19 protein-coding genes are annotated in these 17457 nt (G+C 70.9%); 6 read left to right on the top strand and 13 right to left on the bottom strand.

Translation table 11 applies throughout. The features are described from left to right. Nucleotides 1–382: 382 nt before the first annotated feature. The 9 genes from VDQ83_RS12915 to ccmA all read right to left on the bottom strand — a co-directional run bounded on the left by VDQ83_RS12915 (nucleotide 383) and on the right by ccmA (nucleotide 7387). On the bottom strand, nucleotides 383–1459 hold the full coding sequence (locus VDQ83_RS12915) for a tetratricopeptide repeat protein (RefSeq protein WP_455435246.1): 1077 nt from the start codon (nucleotides 1457–1459) through the stop codon (nucleotides 383–385). A gap of 4 nt (nucleotides 1460–1463) precedes the next feature. Next, nucleotides 1464–1907, bottom strand: a complete 444-nt coding sequence (locus tag VDQ83_RS12910; protein WP_455435245.1) for a cytochrome c-type biogenesis protein — start codon at nucleotides 1905–1907, stop codon at nucleotides 1464–1466. Then, the gene (locus VDQ83_RS12905; protein ID WP_455435244.1) at nucleotides 1904–2509 is read right to left on the bottom strand and encodes a DsbE family thiol:disulfide interchange protein; all 606 of its coding nucleotides are present in this window, start codon (nucleotides 2507–2509) and stop codon (nucleotides 1904–1906) included. The genes VDQ83_RS12910 and VDQ83_RS12905 overlap by 4 nt, the downstream gene beginning before the upstream one ends. Then, on the bottom strand, nucleotides 2509–4443 hold the full coding sequence (locus VDQ83_RS12900; RefSeq protein ID WP_455435243.1) for a heme lyase CcmF/NrfE family subunit: 1935 nt from the start codon (nucleotides 4441–4443) through the stop codon (nucleotides 2509–2511). The genes VDQ83_RS12905 and VDQ83_RS12900 overlap by 1 nt, the downstream gene beginning before the upstream one ends. A 120-nt stretch (nucleotides 4444–4563) precedes the next feature. Beyond that, entirely contained in the window at nucleotides 4564–5016 is a 453-nt protein-coding gene (gene ccmE, locus VDQ83_RS12895) for a cytochrome c maturation protein CcmE (RefSeq protein ID WP_455435242.1), read from the bottom strand. Continuing rightward, the gene (locus VDQ83_RS12890; RefSeq protein ID WP_455435241.1) at nucleotides 5013–5186 is read right to left on the bottom strand and encodes a heme exporter protein CcmD; all 174 of its coding nucleotides are present in this window, start codon (nucleotides 5184–5186) and stop codon (nucleotides 5013–5015) included. Before VDQ83_RS12890 ends, ccmE begins: the two co-directional genes overlap by 4 nt. Continuing rightward, the gene (ccmC, locus tag VDQ83_RS12885) at nucleotides 5183–5932 is read right to left on the bottom strand and encodes a heme ABC transporter permease CcmC (RefSeq protein WP_455435240.1); all 750 of its coding nucleotides are present in this window, start codon (nucleotides 5930–5932) and stop codon (nucleotides 5183–5185) included. Before ccmC ends, VDQ83_RS12890 begins: the two co-directional genes overlap by 4 nt. Nucleotides 5933–6047: 115 nt before the next feature. Beyond that, nucleotides 6048–6743: a heme exporter protein CcmB gene (gene ccmB / locus VDQ83_RS12880; protein ID WP_179563973.1), complete on the bottom strand. Its 696-nt coding sequence runs from the start codon at nucleotides 6741–6743 to the stop codon at nucleotides 6048–6050. Beyond that, nucleotides 6740–7387 carry a heme ABC exporter ATP-binding protein CcmA gene (gene ccmA / locus VDQ83_RS12875; RefSeq protein WP_455435239.1) on the bottom strand — a complete coding sequence of 216 codons (648 nt, stop codon included), beginning with the start codon at nucleotides 7385–7387 and terminating at the stop codon, nucleotides 6740–6742. The genes ccmB and ccmA overlap by 4 nt, the downstream gene beginning before the upstream one ends. A gap of 229 nt (nucleotides 7388–7616) precedes the next feature. Between ccmA and VDQ83_RS12870 the strand changes: the two genes are divergently transcribed. From VDQ83_RS12870 to VDQ83_RS12860, 3 genes are all read left to right on the top strand, one after another. Continuing rightward, on the top strand, nucleotides 7617–8765 hold the full coding sequence (locus VDQ83_RS12870; protein ID WP_455435238.1) for a pyridoxal phosphate-dependent aminotransferase: 1149 nt from the start codon (nucleotides 7617–7619) through the stop codon (nucleotides 8763–8765). A gap of 125 nt (nucleotides 8766–8890) precedes the next feature. Further along, a complete protein-coding gene (locus tag VDQ83_RS12865; RefSeq protein WP_455435237.1) occupies nucleotides 8891–9727 on the top strand; it encodes an amidohydrolase in 837 nt (278 codons plus the stop codon). A 90-nt stretch (nucleotides 9728–9817) separates the two neighbouring features. Next, entirely contained in the window at nucleotides 9818–10252 is a 435-nt protein-coding gene (locus VDQ83_RS12860) for a hypothetical protein (RefSeq protein ID WP_263397993.1), read from the top strand. Between the two features lie 82 nt (nucleotides 10253–10334). Here VDQ83_RS12860 and VDQ83_RS12855 read toward each other — a convergent pair whose 3' ends face one another. The 4 genes from VDQ83_RS12855 to VDQ83_RS12840 all read right to left on the bottom strand — a co-directional run bounded on the left by VDQ83_RS12855 (nucleotide 10335) and on the right by VDQ83_RS12840 (nucleotide 15189). Continuing rightward, entirely contained in the window at nucleotides 10335–11027 is a 693-nt protein-coding gene (locus VDQ83_RS12855) for a hypothetical protein (protein WP_455435236.1), read from the bottom strand. Between the two features lie 620 nt (nucleotides 11028–11647). Continuing rightward, a complete protein-coding gene (locus VDQ83_RS12850) occupies nucleotides 11648–13210 on the bottom strand; it encodes a pseudouridine synthase (RefSeq protein ID WP_263397995.1) in 1563 nt (520 codons plus the stop codon). After that, on the bottom strand, nucleotides 13203–14228 hold the full coding sequence (gene scpB, locus VDQ83_RS12845; RefSeq protein WP_455435235.1) for an SMC-Scp complex subunit ScpB: 1026 nt from the start codon (nucleotides 14226–14228) through the stop codon (nucleotides 13203–13205). The genes VDQ83_RS12850 and scpB overlap by 8 nt, the downstream gene beginning before the upstream one ends. Nucleotides 14229–14250: 22 nt before the next feature. Beyond that, the gene (locus VDQ83_RS12840; RefSeq protein WP_263397997.1) at nucleotides 14251–15189 is read right to left on the bottom strand and encodes a segregation and condensation protein A; all 939 of its coding nucleotides are present in this window, start codon (nucleotides 15187–15189) and stop codon (nucleotides 14251–14253) included. A 363-nt stretch (nucleotides 15190–15552) separates the two neighbouring features. On the opposite strand from VDQ83_RS12840, the gene VDQ83_RS12835 reads away from it, so the two are divergent. From VDQ83_RS12835 to VDQ83_RS12825, 3 genes are all read left to right on the top strand, one after another. Next, entirely contained in the window at nucleotides 15553–15852 is a 300-nt protein-coding gene (locus VDQ83_RS12835; RefSeq protein ID WP_263397998.1) for a YciI family protein, read from the top strand. After that, nucleotides 15849–16148 carry a BolA family protein gene (locus VDQ83_RS12830; protein ID WP_455435234.1) on the top strand — a complete coding sequence of 100 codons (300 nt, stop codon included), beginning with the start codon at nucleotides 15849–15851 and terminating at the stop codon, nucleotides 16146–16148. Before VDQ83_RS12835 ends, VDQ83_RS12830 begins: the two co-directional genes overlap by 4 nt. A 248-nt stretch (nucleotides 16149–16396) precedes the next feature. Beyond that, nucleotides 16397–17416 (top strand): LacI family DNA-binding transcriptional regulator, encoded by a 1020-nt coding sequence (locus tag VDQ83_RS12825; RefSeq protein WP_263398000.1) that lies wholly within the window; start codon nucleotides 16397–16399, stop codon nucleotides 17414–17416. Nucleotides 17417–17457 lie beyond the last annotated feature (41 nt).

The raw sequence follows: 17457 nt of genomic DNA, 5'->3' as shown, positions 1-17457 counted from the left end.
CGGCCGATGCACCCCTGTAGGAGCGGCTTCAGCCGCGACATCGGCGCCGGAAGGATGTCGGCTACGGAAAATCTCTGTCGCGGCTGAAGCCGCTCCTACAGGAGCATCCGTCAGGCTCTCCGATCACTAACTCCACTGGCGCCGCCGCGGGGAGCGTTACCGTGACCGGCACAGATTTTAGGTCGCCTTCCTGGCGCATCGCGTTGCCGCTGGCCGAGAGCCGCGGCAGGATCTGCGTACGGTGTGGCGAAGGACGATGCGGCGGCGACGCGCAAGGTGACTGCTCCCTGTAGGAGCGGCTTCAGCCGCGACATTGGTGCCGAAAAGATGCCGCTGCGGAAACTTGCTGTCGCGGCTGAAGCCGCTCCTACAGGAGCATCCGTCAGCGCTTTCCGATCACCAGTTCCACCGGCGTCGCCGTCGGCAGTGTCACCGTGACCGGTGCCGATTCCAGGTCGCCTTCCTGGCGCATCGCGTTGCCGCTAGTCGAGAGCCGCGCCAGGACCTGCACCTGCTTCAGTTGCGAGAGCTTCTGCGTCGGCATCGGGCTGTCGGCGTCGCTCAGGGTCACGCGCAGCGGCAGCGCTTGCAGCGGATGCTTCTGCACCGCGACCGGCATCGGCGGGCCGCCGGGCACGCGCGCGATCACGAACACGCTGGCGTCGCCGCGCAGGCGCGCGCGTGCGACGAATTCCGGGTCCAGCGCTACCGCAACGCTGAGCGTGCCGGCAGCGGCGGCTGCAGATGAGGCTGCGGCATTCGGCGCGGACGTTGCGCTAGCCGTGGCCGTTGCCGCCGCGCCTGGCGCAGCGGCCGGCAGCGCCGGCAACCCGGCATCGGCGCGCGCCGCATCGATCTGCGGGCGCAGCGCGGCGGCGGTGGCCGCATCCACGCGTGGCAGCAGCGCTTCCCAGGTGGCGGCGGCCTCGGCGTTCCGGCCGCGCTGGCGCTGCGCGATGCCCAGGAACCACGCGGCGCGCTCGCTGTCCGGCGCCACCTGCAAGGCGTGCCGCAGCCAGGCGATGCCCTGGTCGTCGAACTGGCGCTGCGGATCGGCCAGCGCACGCGCTTCGGCCGCCGGCACCAGCCATTGCGCTTCGTCCGGCGCCAACTGCACCGCGCGCGCGAACGCGGCGGCGGCCTCGGCGGGGCGGCCCAGCGACATCTGCGAGCGCGCCAGCAGCGCCCAGCCGTCGGCGCGATTGGGGTCCTTGGCCAGCGCCGCCTTTAGTTGCGCCACGCCGTCTTCCAAGGTGCGCGGCGCCTCGCGGTTCTGCGCCTGCAGCGCGCGCGGCGTGCCGACCAGCGCGTACAGCGCGGCCGACGCCACGCCCAGCGCCAGCACCGCCACGACCAGCAGCGCCATCCCGCCACGGCCGCGCCGCAACGGCCACAGCACCGCGGCGAAGACCAGCGCGGCCAGGACCGCCGCGGCGGCATGCATGCCCCAGCTCAGCATCGGCTCACCATTCCTGTTCGTCCTGCGCCGGCGGCGCCGCGTCGACCGGCGCGCGGCGGCGCACCACCCACACCAGCAGCAGCGCGCCCGCACCGAGCAGCGCCAGCGGTCCGAACCACAGCAGCCAGGTGCGCGACTCCACCTGCGGCCGGTACAGCACGAATTCGCCGTAGCGATCGACCAGGAAGCGCTTGATCTGCGCGTCCGATTGCCCCTGCTGCATCAATTGCAGCACTTCGCGGCGCAGGTCCAGCGCGATCTGCGCATGCGAGTCGGCCAGCGACTGGTTCTGGCACTGCACGCAACGCAGTTCGGCGGTCAGCGCATGGAAGCGCGCTTCCTCGGCCGCCGAGCGATAGGCCAGCGGCGTGGGGTCGGACGCCGGCTGCGCGCCTGCGTGCGCGGCGCAGGCCAGCAGTACCAGCAGCACGAGCCAGCGGCAGTTCACGGCGCAGCCCGGCCCTGCTTGGAAGTCGGCGCATCGCGTTCGGCCTTGAGCAGCGCCGGCAGCAGTTCGTCCTGGACGATCTGGTCGGTCAGCGCGCCGGAATGCTTCCAGCGCACCACGCCGTGCGCGTCGACCAGGAACGTCTCCGGCGCGGCGGCCACGCCCCAGTCGATCGCGGTGCGCCCGTCCGGGTCGAACAGCACCACGAAGAACGGGTTGCCCAACTGCTCCAGCCAGTGCAGCGCGTCTTCGCGCGTGTCCTTCCAGTCGTAGCCGATCACCCGCACGCGCTTGGTCAGCGCGAAGCGGGTCAGCACCGGATGTTCCTCGCGGCACGCCGGGCACCAGCTGCCCCACACGTTGAGCACGTACGGCGCGCCGCGCAGCTCGGTGCTGCGCACGCGGATCGACGCATCGTGCAGCACCGGCAGCTCGAACGCCGGCGCCGGCTTGCCGATCAGCGCCGACGGCAGCGCGTCGCGATCGGCCATGCCAGAACGCTGTACCGCATAGAACATCAGCGCCAGCAGGCCGAGGAAGAACAGGGCGCCGAGCACGATGGCGGCAAGCGGCAGGCGGCGGCGGGGAGCAGGGGCGGACATCAGGATTTCTCCGGGGAACGACGGAAGCGCCGGTCGCCGGCGGTGACGAAGCCACCCAGCGCCATCAGCGCCGCGCCGAGCCAGATCCAGCGAACGAACGGTTTGACATGCAGGCGCATCGCCCAGGCGTTGCCGCCCAGCGGTTCGCCCAGGGCGATATAGACATCGCCGAACAGGCCTGGGTGGATGCCGGCCTCGCTCAGGCTCTGGCCACCGCTGGCGTACACACGCTTCTCCGGATGCAGCAGCGCCAGCGGATGGTCGTCGCGCAGCACCTGCACGTGTGCGCGTTCGGACACGTAGTTGGGGCCGCGGATCTCGTCCAGGCTCTGGAACTCGAAGCGGTAGCGGCCCATCTGCAGGCTCTGCCCCGGCGCCAGCGCCACTTCGCGTTGCTGGTCCAGCGCTTCGACCAGCAGCGCGCCGGTCAGGAACACCGCGATGCCGGCGTGGGCCAGGGTCATGCCCAGCATCTCGGCGGTGAAGCGGCTGCCCTTGAGCTGGAACCGGCTCCACACGAAGCGCGCGGTGCCGAGCAGCACCCAGGCCGCGCCGGCGACGCCGGCGGCGGTCTTCCACGGGCCCTGCTGCGCCAGGAAGAAGCCGAGCACGCCGGCCAGCAGGGCAAGCCCGGCCCACGGCGCCAGCAGCGCCAGCGGCCGCGACGGCTGTTCGCGCTGCCAGCGGGTCAGCGGCCCGAACGGCAGCAGCACCACCAGCGGCGCCATCAGCACCACGAACAGGGTGCCGAAGTAGGGCGGGCCGACCGACAGCTTGCCCAGCCCCAGCGCGTCGGCCAGCAGCGGATACAGCGTGCCCAGCAGCACCATCGCGCAGGCGCAGGTCAGCAGCAGGTTGTTGGCCAGCAGCAGGGTCTCGCGCGAGGACGCGGCGAAGCGCTGGCGCTCGTCGCCGGCCGTGGCGCCGATGCGCCCGCCGCGCAGCGCGTACAGCAGCAGCGCGCCGCCGCAGACCAGGCTCAGGAACACCAGGATGAACAGCCCGCGGCTGGGATCGGCGGCGAACGAGTGCACGCTGGTCAGCACCCCCGAGCGCACCAGGAACGTGCCCAGCAGCGACAGCGAGAACGCGGCGATCGCCAGCAGCAGCGTCCAGGCGGTGAAGCTGCCGCGCTTTTCGGTCACCGCCTGCGAATGCAGCAGCGCCGCGCCGGCCAGCCACGGCATGAAGCTGGCGTTCTCCACCGGGTCCCAGAACCACCAGCCGCCCCAGCCCAGCTCGTAGTACGCCCACCAACTGCCCAGCGCGATGCCGATGGTCAGGAAGCCCCAGGCCACGTTGGTCCACGGCCGCGTCCAGCGCAGCCAGCGCGCGTCGACATGGCCGTCGAGCAGCGCGGCGATCGCGAACGCGAACGGCACCGCGAAGCCGACGTAGCCGGCGTACAGCAGCGGCGGGTGGATCACCAGGCCCGGGTCCTGCAGCAGCGGATTGAGGTCGCGGCCTTCCAGCGGCGCCGGCAGCAGCCGCGCGAACGGGTTGGAGGTGAACAGCAGGAACGCTAGGAAGCCCAGGCTGACCAGTGCCAGCGTGCCGATCACCCGCGCCATCACCGGCGTCGGCAGGCTGCGCGAGAACAGCGCCACCGCGCCGGTCCACAGCGCCAGGATCAGCGTCCACAGCAGCAGCGAGCCTTCGTGCGCGCCCCACACCGCCGAATAGCGGTACATCAGCGGCAGCAGCGAATTGGAGTTCTCGGCCACGTAGCGCACCGAAAAGTCCTGCACCAGGAATGCATGGGTCAGCACCGCGAAGGCGCCGGCGACCAGCGCCAGCTGCGCGAACGCGGCCGGCCGCGCCACCGCCATCCAGCGCGCGTCGCCGCGCTGCGCGCCGGCCAACGGCACCACCGCCTGCAGCAGCGCGGCGAGCAGGGCCAGGATCAGCAGGACTTGGCCGAGTTCAGGGAGCATGGTGTGGCCGGGACTCGGGACTCGGGACTCGGTGCCCGGAAAAGCCAACGCTCAGGCCGCGCGCGGTCTTGCTGTTACGAGTCCCGAGTCCCGAGTCCCGAGTCCCGCAAAACACTCCCGTCACTGCGCCGTCTCCGGCACATCGTGCTTGCGATGCGCACTGCCCATCTTGTCTTCCAGTTCCTTGGGCATGTAGGTCTCGTCGTGCTTGGCCAGCACGTCCTCGGCCACGAACACGCCGTCGCGCATGCGCCCGGTGGCCACCACCGCCTGGCCCTCGCGGAACAGGTCGGGCAGGATCCGGTCGTAGCTGACGGTCAGCTGCGCGTCGCCGTCGGTGACCCGGAACCGCGCCAGCAGCGAACCTGGCGCGCGCTGGAACGAGCCTTTCTCGACCATGCCGCCGAGACGGAAGCGCGCGTGCTCGCCGGTCTTGCCGGCCAGCACTTCGGCCGGGGTGTACAGGTAGGCGGTATTGCGCTGCAGGGCCATCGCCACCAGCGTGGTGGTCAGGCCGGCGGCCAGCACCAGCACCATCAGCAGCAGCAGGCGGCGCTTGCGCTGCGGGTTCATCGGCTCAGGTCCAGCGTGGCCGGGTCGGGCTTGGGTTGCTGCTTGCGCTGCGCGCGCAGCCGCACCGCGCGCAGGGCGCCGCGCAGCTGCAGCCGCGCCAGCACGAAGTCGGCCAGCAGCACGCCGACGAACACCGCATAGGCGCCGATCACGTAGGGCAGGTAGTTCATGCGCGCGCCTCCGCCAGTTTCGCCACCCAGTCCTTGCCGGACTCGCGGCGCAGGTTGTCGGCGCGCGCGCGCGCCAGCAGCGAGCCGGCGAACCAGAACTTGGTCGCCGCCACCATCAGCCACAGCGGCGGCAGCATGCTCGCATCCATGCTCGACTCGCCGAACAGGCGGATGGTCTGGCCCTGGTGCAGCGAATTCCACCACACCACCGAATAGCGGATCACCGGCAGCAGCACCACGCCGACGATGGCCAGCAGCCCGGCGGCGCGCGCGGCGTTGCGGCCGTCCTCGATCGCCAGGTACAGGCCCATCACCCCGATGTACAGGAACAGCAGGATCAGTTCGGTGGTCAGGCGCGGGTCCCAGTCCCACCAGGCGCCCCACATCGGCTTGCCCCAGATGCTGCCGGTCAGCAGGGTGATCACGGTGAAGGCGGCGCCGATCGGCGCGCACGCCATCGCCAGCACTTCGCACAGCTTGATCCGCCACACCGCCGCGATCGCCGCGTACAGCGCCATCAGCCCGAACACGAACAGGCTCATCCACGCGCTGGGCACGTGGATGTAGAGGATGCGGAAGGCGTCGCTCTGCAGGCGGTCGGCCGGCACCACGAACAGCGCCTGCCAGATGCCCAGCCCGCCCAGCAGCAGCGCGGCCAGGTAGCACCACGGCGTCCAGCGCGCGGCGAAGCGGTCGAAGGCGGGGGGCGAGCCGAGTTGGTGGAACCAGCGGACGACGGAGGACATGCGGTCGATTCTAGCGGGCGGAGGGCTTGCTACGGTGCGGCGACAACGGTGCGACGATAGCGCAGGACAAGGCGATGGTGCGGCCCGCGACGCGTTGGCGCTGCGCCACGTGCGCTCAGCTCAACGAGATGCGGATCGCCGCCGCCGCCGCCAGCGGCGCCAGCACCAGTCCCAGCACCAATCCGGCCGCCAGCAGCAGCAGGCCGCCGCTGGGATCCAGGCCCTGCGCGGCGGCCGCCACGCTGCCGGCGCCGAACACCAGCACCGGCACGTACAGCGGCAGCGCCAGCAGCGCGACCAGGATCCCGGCGCGCTTCATGCTCACCGTCAACGCCGCCACCACTGCGCCGATCAGGCTCAGCAGCGGCGTGCCCAGCGCCAACGATGCCAGCAGCACCGGCATTCGGTCATGCGGCAGGTGCAGCAATTCGCCGAGCAGCGGGGTCGCCACGATCAGCGGCAGCGCGGTGGTCAGCCAGTGCAGCAGCACCCGCACCAGCACCAGCCAGGCCAGCGGCACCGGCGCCAGCAGCCACTGTTCCAGCGAGCCGTCCTCGGCGTCGCCGCGGAACAGGCTGTCCAGCGCCAGCAGCCCGGCCAGCAGCGCCGCCAGCCACAGCGCGGCGCCGGCGACCTCGCCGAGCAGGCGCGGCTGGTTGCCCAGCGCCAGCGCGAACAGGGCCACGATCAGCAGCGCGAACAGCGCCGGCTGCAGCGCGTCGCCGCGGCGCCGCCACAGCAGGCGCAGGTCGCGCAGCAGCAGCGCGCGGGTGGCCTGCCACAACGAGGGCACCGGCGCGGCCAGGCTCATGCCGCCACCCCGCTCAGGCTCAGCATGCGCGTACGCACCGGCGGCGCGGCGTAGGCGCCATGGGTGGTGACCAGCGCCGCGCCGCCGCTGCGCAGGTGCGCGGCGATCATCCGGTTGACCAGGGTGATGCCGTCCAGGTCGAGGTTGGCGTAGGGCTCGTCGAGCAGCCACAGCGGCGCCGGCGACAGCCACACCCGGGCCAGCGCCAGACGCTTCTTCTGCCCGGCCGACAGCTGCCGCACCAGGGTGTCCTCGTAGCCGGCCAGGCCGACGATGGCCAGCGCGCTGCCCGGCATCTGCTTGGCGCGGCGGCCCTGCAGGCCGCACAGGTAGTGCAGGTTCTCCAGCGTGCTCAGGTCCGCCTTCAGCGCGCCCAGGTGGCCGAGGTAGGCCATGTAGCGCGCGCGGTCGCCGCGGCGCACGGGATGGCCGTCGATCTCGATGCTCCCGGCCTCGGCGCGCAGCAGCCCGACCAGCACGCGCAGCAGCGTGGTCTTGCCGGCGCCGTTGTCGCCCTGCACCAGCAGCGCTTCGCCGGCGTCCAGGTGGAAGTCCAGCGGGCCGAACACGGCGGCGTCGTCGCGGGCGAAGGTGAGCCCGTGCGCGGCCAGCAGCGGCGGCGGGGAATGCAACGGATCGGTCATTGGCGAAGGGCCGCAGCGGACGGCGCGGCGGCAGGCGGTGGGTGCGGGAGGCGCGCATTGTATCGGCATGCGGCCGCCCGCCGCGGGCGCCGCTGCACGGCGTGCGGCGCCTGTGGCGTGGCGCGGCGGCGCACGCCGTGCAGGGAACGCTGTTTTGCGTGGCGGCGGCGCATCGCCGGCAAGCGGCTTTGCGTACACTCGGCGCTTTCCCGCTCCCGTACCCGGACGCATGCACCCGCAGACCAAGCTGCCCAAGGTGGGCACCACCATCTTCACCGTGATGTCGCAACTGGCCGCCGAGCACGGCGCGGTCAACCTGGGCCAGGGCTTTCCCGACTTCGCCGCGCCGGCGCGGCTGATCGACACGCTCGCCCAGGCGATGCGCGACGGCCACAACCAGTACCCGCCGATGACCGGAGTGCCGGCGCTGCGCCAGGCGATCGCCGGCAAGGCACTGCGCTGCTACGGCGCGCAGGTCGACCCGGACACCGAGGTCACCGTGACCAGCGGCGCCACCGAGGCGCTGTTCAACGCGATCCACGCGGTGGTGCGGCCGGGCGAGGAAGTGATCGTGCTGGATCCGGCCTACGACAGCTACGAGCCGGCCATCGACCTGGCCGGCGCGCGCGCGGTGCACGTGCCGCTGGACCCGCAGACCTTCGCGGTGGACTGGGAGCGGGTCCGCGCGGCGATCACCCCGCGCACGCGGCTGCTGATCCTCAACAGCCCGCACAACCCGTCCGGCGCGATGCTCGGCGCCGACGACCTGCAGGCGGTCGCCGAGCTGCTGCGCGGCAGCGACATCTTCCTGATCTCCGACGAGGTCTACGAACACATCGTGTTCGACGGCCGCCGCCACGAATCGGTGCTGCGCTGGCCGGAACTGCGCGAGCGCGCCTTCGTTATCTCCAGCTTCGGCAAGACCTACCACTGCACCGGCTGGAAGATCGGCTACGCGATCGCGCCGCCGGCGCTCAGCGCCGAGTTCCGCAAGGTCCACCAGTACAACACCTTCACCAGCTTCGGCCCGGCCCAGTACGCCTTCGCCGCGATGATCCGCGACGAACCCGAGCACGACGAGCAGCTGGGCGCGTTCTACCAGGCCAAGCGCGACCGCTTCCGCGAACAGCTGCTGACCACCCGGCTGAAGCCGTTGCCGGTGCCGGGCGGCTATTTCCAGCTGGTCGACTATTCGGCGGTCAGCGACCTGCCCGACACCGAGTTCGTGAAGTGGCTGACCATCGAGAAGGGCGTGGCCGCGATCCCGCTGTCGCCGTTCTACCAGACCCCGCCGCCCGGCCAGCGCCTGGCGCGGCTGTGCTTCGCCAAGAACGAAGCGACGCTGGATGCGGCGATCGAGCGATTGCGGCGGCTCTGACGAGCCGCCGGGACCAGGGACCGGGGACCCGGGACCCGGAAGAGCAAAAGCCGCTCGCTCTTGATTTTCCGGGTCCCCGGTCCCTGGTCCCTGGTCCCGATCCTTCAAACCTCCGGACACTCTGCATGCACCCCATCGACCTCCGCATCTCCCTGGTCCAAGGCGACACCCGCTGGCACGATCCGGCCGGCAATCGCGCGCACTACGCCGAACTGCTGGCGCCGCTGGTCGGCACCACCGACCTGGTGATCCTGCCGGAGACCTTCACCAGCGGCTTCTCCAACGAGGCGCTGGACCAGGCCGAGGGCATGGACGGGCCGACCGTGGCCTGGATCCGCGAGCAGGCGGCGCGGCTGGGCGCGGCGGTGACCGGCAGCGTGCAGTTGCGCGTGCCCGGCGAGGATGGGGCGACCCAGGTCTTCAATCGCCTGCTGTGGGCCACGCCCGACGGCGCGCTGCAGCACTACGACAAGCGCCATCTGTTCCGCTACGCCAACGAGCACCAGCGCTATGCCGCCGGGCGCGAGCGGCTGTGCGTGGACTGGAAGGGCTGGCGGATCAATCCGCAGGTCTGCTACGACCTGCGCTTCCCGGTGTTCTGCCGCAACCGCTACGACGTCGAACGCCCGGGCCAGCTGGACTTCGACCTGCAACTCTTCGTCGCCAACTGGCCGTCGGCGCGCGCTTACCCGTGGCGCACGCTGCTGCGCGCGCGCGCGATCGAGAACCTGTGCTTCGTGGCCGCGGTCAACCGGGTGGGCGAGGACGGCAACGGCCTGCACTATGCCGGCGACAGCGCGGTGATCGATTTCCTCGGCCAGCCGCAGCTGGAGATCCGCGAGCGCGAACAGGTGGCCACCACCACGATCTCGGCGGCGGCGCTGGCCGCGCACCGCGAACGCTTCCCGGCGATGCTCGATGCCGACGCCTTCAGCCTGGGCGCGGCCAACGCCGATCGCTGAACGGCGCCGTGCCGGACCCGGTTTCCACCACGCCGCCTTGGACCGCGCGCTGCTAGGCTCGGCGTCGTTTTCACATCCACGGAGCGTGCCATGAACAAGCTGTTGACCACCGCCGCGCTGCTCGCCGGCATCGCCTTCATGCCGCAGGCGCATGCCGCCGGCAACATCGATTGCCAGCTGCGCTTCAACCTGTCCGGCTGGTCGGTGTTCTACAAGACCGCGTCCGGCACCGGCACCATCACCTGCGACAACGGCTCCAAGATCCCGGTCAAGATCAGCGCCAAGGGCGGCGGGCTGAGCGTGGGCAAGTCGAAGATCGTCGACGGTCGCGGCCGCTTCACCGGCGCCTACACCCTCAACGACCTGTTCGGCACCTACGCAACCGCCGAGGCGCACGCCGGCGCGGCCAAGTCCTCCGACGCGCAGGTGATGACCAAGGGCGATATCTCGCTGGCCCTTGCCGGCACCGGCAAGGGTTGGGACCTGGGCGTGGCGGTCGGCGGCTTCACCATCGAGCGTCGCTGAGCCGCGCGGCGCCGTCTGCGATCGCAGCGGCGCCAGGGCGCAGCGGCTAGCTTAAAAAGCCCCGCTGCGCCGGCAGTTGCGCTTACTGCTGGGCGAAAACCCAGGCCAGCTGGCCGCGGACCGGTTCCTTGGCGGCCAGCGCCTGCCTGTACAGCGTGCGCGCTGCCCAGCAGGCGTCTTCGTCGCTGGCCTGCGCCATCTGCGGCAACACCTTCACCAGGCGCTGCTGCTCATCGGAGGGCAGGCCGCCGATCAGGCTGCTCATCGCCGCTTCCACGTCGGCCGGGGCCACTGTCTGCGGCGGCGTATTGCTCAGCTGCGCATCGGTGGCCTTGAGCGACACCTCGAACCAGCGATCGATCTGCGCCGGCGGCAGCGTCTCCAGGCCCTGCAGCATCGCCGCGCTCATCGCCTGCGCATCGTTGGGATTGCCGCCGCGCGCCAGCAGCGCGCACTTGGGTACGTCCACCTTCTCGCTGACCGCGGCCAGGATCTCCAGGCGCTGTTCGAGCGTGGCGTGGTCCAGCCGCGCGATGCCTTTCTGCGCCAGTTCGAAGCCGGCACGCTGCGCCTGCGTCTTGTCGCCCTGCTTGAGCAGCGCCACGTAGCGTGGGTCGTTGACCAGCTTGCGCAGCATGCGGTCGAACGGCTCGTGCAGCGGCGAGCTCTTGGGGTAGGGATTCTGCGCCGCGGCGACTTCTTCCTGCACTTTCTTGCAGGCGCCCAGGCTCAGCACGGCGGCGATCAACAACGGCAGCAGTATCTTCCGTGACATGGAGATATCCCGATAGGTGAGTGCGCCGCCGAGGAGCGGCAGCGAGGCCGGCTAGGATATCGGCTTCGCGCCGCGCGCGCATGGGCGCGCACCTGCCGATCTGCCAAGGGGCGACCGGGCCAGAGACCGTCCTCATCGACGGATGCCGCCACCGGGCTGCCGACGCGCCTATGCCGCAGGCTGGGGGACGGTTTCGCCGCGCGTGGCTCACGAGTTCCTCAATGCCTGGACCATGCGGTTCGCGGCCGGGAGCGGCGCGCAACCTGTTCACGGGCAACGGCCTGTACACGAGCACTTGCCCGAGCCGCAGTGGGTATCGCGAACTCGATGGGGGGTTCGCCGCGCGTATCCCGCGAGGCGCACGTGTCCTTGCCACGTGGTTCGCAGCCGGGCGCGGCACGCGCGCTGCTCGCGTGCGGCGGCCTGCACGCGGTCGCTAGCCCGAGCCGCGATGGGCACCGCGATCGGCGTGGCGCATGGTCCGCGTCCGGCCGGTCGTATTGCTCGGGATCAGGCCATCCGTTGCGATCAACCGTATCCGCGCCCAGCAAAAAGGGCGCCGCTTGCGCAGGCGCCCTTGATCTTGGCCGACGTGCCGGCGCGGACGCCGGTGCTGTCGCTCAGCCGCCGCCGCGCGGACCGCGGTTGCCGCCGCCGGGGCGGCCGCCGCCACCCGGACGCCCGCCGCCGGGGCGGTTGCCGCCCGGACGACCGCCGGGGCCGCCCGGGCCGCGCTTCTGCCCGTCGGCGCGCGGGCCGGCCGGTCGCGCCGAGCGCGGGGCGGCGCCGTAGGGGCTGAAACCGGGGTTGGCATGGTCGGACGGGAAGCTAGGTGCATTGCCCGGGTGCCCGTACGGGTGCGCCTTGCGCTGGCCTTGTCCCTGGCCCTGGCCACCGCGGCCCGGGCCTGCGCCCTGGCCGGCACCGGCGCCGGCGGGGCGCGGCTTGCCATAGGGCCGGCCCTGTCCCTGGCCCTGGCCGCCACGGCCCGGGCCGGGACCGGCATTGCGGTGGCCGGTCGGGCCGGTGCTGACGCCGTCGGGCACGTACCAGGTGCGGAACGCGGCCGGGTTGCCGTCCGGCAGCGGCTTGGGACCCTTCGGGTTGCGCTGCTTGAACGGCTTCTGCGCCTGCTGGGCGGCCATCTCGCCGCTGACGGTGAGCCCGCCGTGCGGCTTCTTGCCGCCGCGGCCGCGGCCGCGGTCCTCGCGGAAGTTGTCGAAGCGGCGCAGCTCGCGGCCTTCGTCGGCGACGTTGTGGCCGTTGACGTAGGCGTTGCCGCCGCGGCCGACCTGCACGGTGGCCTTGGCCGCCTTGCGCTGGCCGATCACCGGCTGCAGGGTCAGCGCCGACGGCGTGCCTTCCTCCAGCTTCAGTTCGGCGCGCAGCGCCTCGACCTTGTCCTGCGCCAGCTCCAGCGACTGCCCGCGCAGCAGTTCGCGCGGCAGCGCCACCTTGCCGTAGCGGGTGCGCTTGAGGCGGCTGACCTGGCAGCCCTGCGATTCCCACAGCCGGCGCACCTCGCGGTTGCGGCCTTCCTTGACCACGACGCGGAACCAGTCGTGCGAATCGGTGCCGCCGATGCGTTCGATCTCGTCGAACTTGGCGCCGCCGTCTTCCAGCAGCACGCCGCGCGAGAGGCGCTCGACCATGCTGTCGGGGACCTTGTCCTCGCCTTCCGGGGCGCGCACGCGCACCACGTACTCGCGCTCGATCTCGTAGGACGGATGCATCATCGCGTTGGCCATCTCGCCATCGGTGGTCAGCAGCAGCAGCCCGGTGGTGTTGATGTCCAGGCGGCCGATCGCGATCCAGCGCGCGCCCTTCAATGCCGGCAGCGCCTCGAAGATGGTCGGGCGGCCTTCGGGATCCTCGCGGGTGGTCACTTCGCCTTCGGGCTTGTTGTAGATCAGCACGCGCGCCGGCTCGGTCAGCGCGCTGGCGACGAAGCTGCGGCCGTCCAGCTCGATCTTGTCGCCGCTCTTGACCGACATGCCGGTCTGCGCGACCTCGCCGTTGACCTTGACCAGGCCGTCGGCGATGCGCTGTTCCAGCGCGCGGCGCGAACCCAGGCCGGCCTGCGCCAGGACCTTGTGCAGGCGTTCTTCCAGTTTCGGCTGCTCGGCGGCATCACGCTTGAGCGAGAGCTTGTTCAACGACGGCTTGCGGGAGGTGTCACTCATTTACTTGGCTCCGGCCGGCGCGCGGTGCGTCGGCCTGTGGTTCGGAATCGGCATCGTCAACAGCCACGGTCGTCGTCGCGACGGCGTTGTCTTCGGCTTCGTTCGCATCCGCCGCGCGCTCGCCCGGCGCGGCTTCGGGTTCGCCCGTCGGGGCGGTATCGGGAAACGAGGCATCGGCCGTGGTGGCGTCTGCATCGGTGTCGCTTTCGGTGTCGGTATCGCCATCGCTGTGCGCGGCGGCCGTGTCGTCCGCCGCGCGGGGATCGGCAGCGCTGTCGGCTTCGGCCTGAGCATCTGGATCGGGTGCAGTATCCGGATCGGATGTGGTGTCGCTGTCGCCGCTCGCCGCGGCGGGCGGCGCGTCAACTGCGCCGGCATCCGCTGCCGACTTGGCCGCGTCGGCGTCGCCGTCGCCATCGGCCGCTCCGGCCTGGGCCATGTCGCCGACCGGCAGGGTGTCGCGGTCCAGCTGCAGCTGCGGTTCCAGTTCGCCGATGTCCTTCAGTTCTGACAGCGGCGGCAGTTCGTCCAGGCGCTTGAGCCCGAAGTAGTCCAGGAATCCCTTGGTGGTGCCGAACAGCGCCGGCTTGCCGGGCACGTCGCGGTGCCCGACCACGCGGATCCACTCGCGCTCTTCCAGCGCCTGGATGATGTTGCTGCTGACCGCCACGCCGCGCACCTGCTCGATCTCGCCGCGGGTGATCGGCTGGCGATAGGCGATCAGCGCCAGCGTCTCCAGGGTGGCGCGGGTGTAGCGGGTCTTGCGCTCGGTCCACAGCCGCGCCACCCATGGGTGCACCTCGCTGTTGACCTGGTAGCGGAAGCCGGAGGCCACTTCCACCAGTTCCACGCCGCGCCCGGCGCAGGCCTCGCGCAGCTGCTCCAGCGCGCGCTCGATGCTGCCCGGCGGCGCCGGCTCGTCCTCGGGGAACAGGCCGTGCAGCTGGGCCAGCGGCAGCGGCTGGTTGGCGGCGAGCAGGGCGGCCTCGACGATGCGGTTGATCAGCGCTTGATCCATGCGTAAGTGGGTCTTCGTGGACTCAGGTAGGGTCGTTGGCGGCGTCGGTGTCGTCGAACTCGCTGTTGAACTGCAGCGGTTCGTTGGTGTTGCCCAGCGCCAGCGACTTGACGTAGATCGGCGCCAGCGGCAGCCGTTCGCCGTTGCGCACGACGTGCTCCATCGGCTCCTGGACGATGTCCAGCAGCTGTTCCTTGGCCAGTTCCAGCAAGGCCAGGAAGGTGACCAGCACGCCGAGCTTGCCTTCCTCGGCGTTGAACAGCGATTCGAAGCGGTAGAACCGGCCGTCGTCCAGCCGGCTCAGCACATCGCCCATCCGCTGCCGCACGCTCAGCGCCTCGCGCTTGATCGCGTGGCCGCTGAACAGCTCGGCGCGCTTGAGCACGTCGTACAGCGCCAGCAGCATCTCTTTCAGCTCCACCGGCGGCGGCAGCTTCACCGCGGCGCGGTCCGGCACGTGCGCCTGCACCGGCGTGGTGTCGCGGTCCTGCCGCGGCAGCGCGTCGATGTCCTCGGCAGCCTGCTTGAAGCGTTCGTACTCCTGCAGGCGGCGCACCAGCTCGGCGCGCGGATCGGCTTCCTCGCCTTCCTGCGCCGGCGGCCGCGGCAGCAGCATGCGCGACTTGATCTCGGCCAGGATCGCGGCCATCACCAGGTATTCGGCCGCCAGTTCGAAGCGCAGCTCCTGCATCACGTTGATGTAGTCCACGTACTGCCGGGTGATCTCGGCGACGGGGATGTCCAGGATGTCCAGGTTCTGCCGGCGGATCAGGTACAGCAGCAGGTCCAGCGGGCCTTCGAACGCATCCAGGATCACTTCCAGCGCATCCGGCGGGATGTACAGGTCCTGCGGGATCTGCAGCACCGGTTGCCCATGCACCACCGCCAGCGGCATTTCCTGCTGCTGTGGCGCGGTCGGCTGGATTGGCGGGTTCGCGGCGAGCGCGAGTTCGGAGGTCATCGATTGGACATCAGGTGTTGCGGTAGCGAAGGGCCGGGCAGGGGCGATCCGGCTCGGCGCCTTGCCTGCAGTACTGCGGTTCACGTCGCGTCATCCCCGCAACGCGATCCACACTTCAACAGGACACAAGGCGTACGCCGCACGAGTCGCGGCGACGGAACAGCTCGAGGATGACGTCTGCGCGGGCGGGTATCGGGCAGCGAATCGGTCGTCGGAAGGGGCTGGGGCGCCAATCACCGACGGGCCGCTGCATCCGGCCGCGTGCAATGGAACCAAGGGTAATGCGCCTGCCGGGTCGGTGTCCAGCGCTGTGGCGCTAGAATTGTGCGGGGTTCATATGCGAAGCGAAGGGCAGGTGGCGCGATGTGGTACGTGATCGAGGGATACGACGGCGCCGATGCGCTGCCGCGGCGGGCGGCGGCGCGGCCGCCGCACCTGGCCCGGCTGGTGGCGCTGCAGGAGGCCGGACGCCTGCTGCTGGCCGGTCCGTGCCCGGCGATCGACGCCGAGGATCCGGGCCCGGCCGGCTTCAGCGGCAGCCTGGTGGTGGCCGAATTCGACTCGCTGGCGCAGGCCCGGGCGTGGGCAGAGGCCGACCCTTACGTGGCCGCCGGCGTGTATGCGCGGGTCGAAGTGCGGCCGTTCCGGAAGACCTTGCCATGAGCGCGCCAGCCCCGAGCGAGGCCGCCGCAGGCCGGGTCGAGCGCATCCGCACGGCGCTGCAGGCGGCGTTCGCGCCGCAGGCGCTGGAGGTCGAGGACGACAGCCATCGCCATGCCGGCCACGCCGGTGCGCGCGACGGGCGCGGGCATTTCAATGTCCGCATCGTCAGCGCCGCCTTCGCCGGGATGGCGCCGCTGGCCCGGCACCGCGCGGTCTATGCCGCGCTCGGCGAGATGATGCAGACCGACATCCACGCGCTGTCGATCCAAGCCGAAGTGCCTCGCGACGCTGCCTGACAGGCCGTCGCATTCCGGCGCAAACGGCGCGGCCTGGCCTGCCGATGCGCCGGAACAGGGGCAAAAAATCCGGGATGCATGCGTCGATTATGCTGCGTCGCATCATAATTCGGCCGATTTCCCGTTTGCCCAACTAGCTGAATCCAAAAGATTTTATTGGAAAAATAACAAAAGGCTTCTGCCTCGCGCTGAAAACGATTACAGTCCGCGCCAGTTTCTCACTAGTCACTGCCGCGGAGGGCGGCACGATGGCGAAGAGCGCGGTCACCATCAAAGATGTCGCACGCGAGGCCCGGGTATCCGTGGCCACGGTGTCGCGTGCGCTCAACGGCCACGAGAACGTCGCCGAGCCGGTGCGCAAGCTGGTGCTCGAGGTGGCCGAGCGGTTGCGCTACAGCCCGCACGCGGCCGCGCGCAGCCTCAGCAGCCGCTCGACCCAGACCATCGGCGTGGTGCTGCCGGACCTGTACGGCGAGTTCTTCTCCGAGCTGATCCGCGGCATCGACGGCGCCGCCCGCGCGCGCCGCCAGCACCTGCTGGTGTCCAGCTACCACGGCGATCCGGAAGAGCAGGGCCGCGCGCTGCGCGCGATGCGCGGGCGCGTGGACGGCCTGCTGGTGCTGTCGCCGTACGCCGAACGCCCCGGCTTCCTCACCGACAACCTGCCGCAGGCGTTGCCGACGGTGTTGATCAACACCCATCTGCCCGATGCCGACTACCCGGTGCTGAGCATCGACGACCACGCCGGCGCGGTGGCGATGACCGAGCACCTGCTGGCGATGGGCCATCGCCGCATCGCCTTCGTCGCCGGCCCGGAACTGAACTTCGATGCGCGCGAGCGCCTGCGCGGGTTCCGCGACGTCATCGCCGCCCATCCGGGCGTGGCCGAAGGCCAGGAGTTTCCGGGCGACTTCGACGAAGCCTCGGGCCATCGCGCGGGGCAGGCGATGCTGCAGGCCGGCGCGCTGCCGGACGCGGTGTTCGCCGCCAACGACATGACCGCGCTCGGCTGTCTGTACGCCTTCGCCCAGGCCGGCGTGCGCGTGCCCGACGACGTCGCCCTGGCCGGTTTCGACGACATCCCGCTGGCGCGTTTCGTTCACCCCTCTCTCACCACGATGCAGGTGAGTATCGCCGGCCTTGGCGAACAGGCGATGCGGCGTTTGCTGCACCTGATCGACCAGCCGGGAAGCGACGCGGGGCATCGGCAAACGCTGACGCCGCTGCTGGTCGTGCGCGATTCGAGCATCAACGCAAGGAAACAATAGGCGGCGCAACGTCGTCGCCGCCTGTTCGTCGCTGTCGTTCA

Source organism: Xanthomonas sp. WHRI 7945 (assembly GCF_035026585.1).
The sequence above is the reverse complement of the archived record's forward strand: the minus strand, read 5'-3'. Positions and strand labels throughout refer to the sequence as shown.

Excerpts from the sequence above, each read along its gene's own strand:
- VDQ83_RS12915 (WP_455435246.1), bottom strand. The coding sequence starts at position 1,459 with ATGCTGAGCTGGGGCATGCATGCCGCCGCGGCGGTCCTGGCCGCGCTG.
- VDQ83_RS12905 (WP_455435244.1), bottom strand. The coding sequence starts at position 2,509 with ATGTCCGCCCCTGCTCCCCGCCGCCGCCTGCCGCTTGCCGCCATCGTG.
- VDQ83_RS12900 (WP_455435243.1), bottom strand. The coding sequence starts at position 4,443 with ATGCTCCCTGAACTCGGCCAAGTCCTGCTGATCCTGGCCCTGCTCGCC.
- ccmE (WP_455435242.1), bottom strand. The coding sequence starts at position 5,016 with ATGAACCCGCAGCGCAAGCGCCGCCTGCTGCTGCTGATGGTGCTGGTG.
- VDQ83_RS12890 (WP_455435241.1), bottom strand. The coding sequence starts at position 5,186 with ATGAACTACCTGCCCTACGTGATCGGCGCCTATGCGGTGTTCGTCGGC.
- ccmC (WP_455435240.1), bottom strand. The coding sequence starts at position 5,932 with ATGTCCTCCGTCGTCCGCTGGTTCCACCAACTCGGCTCGCCCCCCGCC.
- ccmB (WP_179563973.1), bottom strand. The coding sequence starts at position 6,743 with ATGAGCCTGGCCGCGCCGGTGCCCTCGTTGTGGCAGGCCACCCGCGCG.
- ccmA (WP_455435239.1), bottom strand. The coding sequence starts at position 7,387 with ATGACCGATCCGTTGCATTCCCCGCCGCCGCTGCTGGCCGCGCACGGG.
- VDQ83_RS12870 (WP_455435238.1), top strand. The coding sequence starts at position 7,617 with ATGCACCCGCAGACCAAGCTGCCCAAGGTGGGCACCACCATCTTCACC.
- VDQ83_RS12865 (WP_455435237.1), top strand. The coding sequence starts at position 8,891 with ATGCACCCCATCGACCTCCGCATCTCCCTGGTCCAAGGCGACACCCGC.
- VDQ83_RS12860 (WP_263397993.1), top strand. The coding sequence starts at position 9,818 with ATGAACAAGCTGTTGACCACCGCCGCGCTGCTCGCCGGCATCGCCTTC.
- VDQ83_RS12855 (WP_455435236.1), bottom strand. The coding sequence starts at position 11,027 with ATGTCACGGAAGATACTGCTGCCGTTGTTGATCGCCGCCGTGCTGAGC.
- VDQ83_RS12850 (WP_263397995.1), bottom strand. The coding sequence starts at position 13,210 with ATGAGTGACACCTCCCGCAAGCCGTCGTTGAACAAGCTCTCGCTCAAG.
- scpB (WP_455435235.1), bottom strand. The coding sequence starts at position 14,228 with ATGGATCAAGCGCTGATCAACCGCATCGTCGAGGCCGCCCTGCTCGCC.
- VDQ83_RS12840 (WP_263397997.1), bottom strand. The coding sequence starts at position 15,189 with ATGACCTCCGAACTCGCGCTCGCCGCGAACCCGCCAATCCAGCCGACC.
- VDQ83_RS12835 (WP_263397998.1), top strand. The coding sequence starts at position 15,553 with ATGTGGTACGTGATCGAGGGATACGACGGCGCCGATGCGCTGCCGCGG.
- VDQ83_RS12830 (WP_455435234.1), top strand. The coding sequence starts at position 15,849 with ATGAGCGCGCCAGCCCCGAGCGAGGCCGCCGCAGGCCGGGTCGAGCGC.
- VDQ83_RS12825 (WP_263398000.1), top strand. The coding sequence starts at position 16,397 with ATGGCGAAGAGCGCGGTCACCATCAAAGATGTCGCACGCGAGGCCCGG.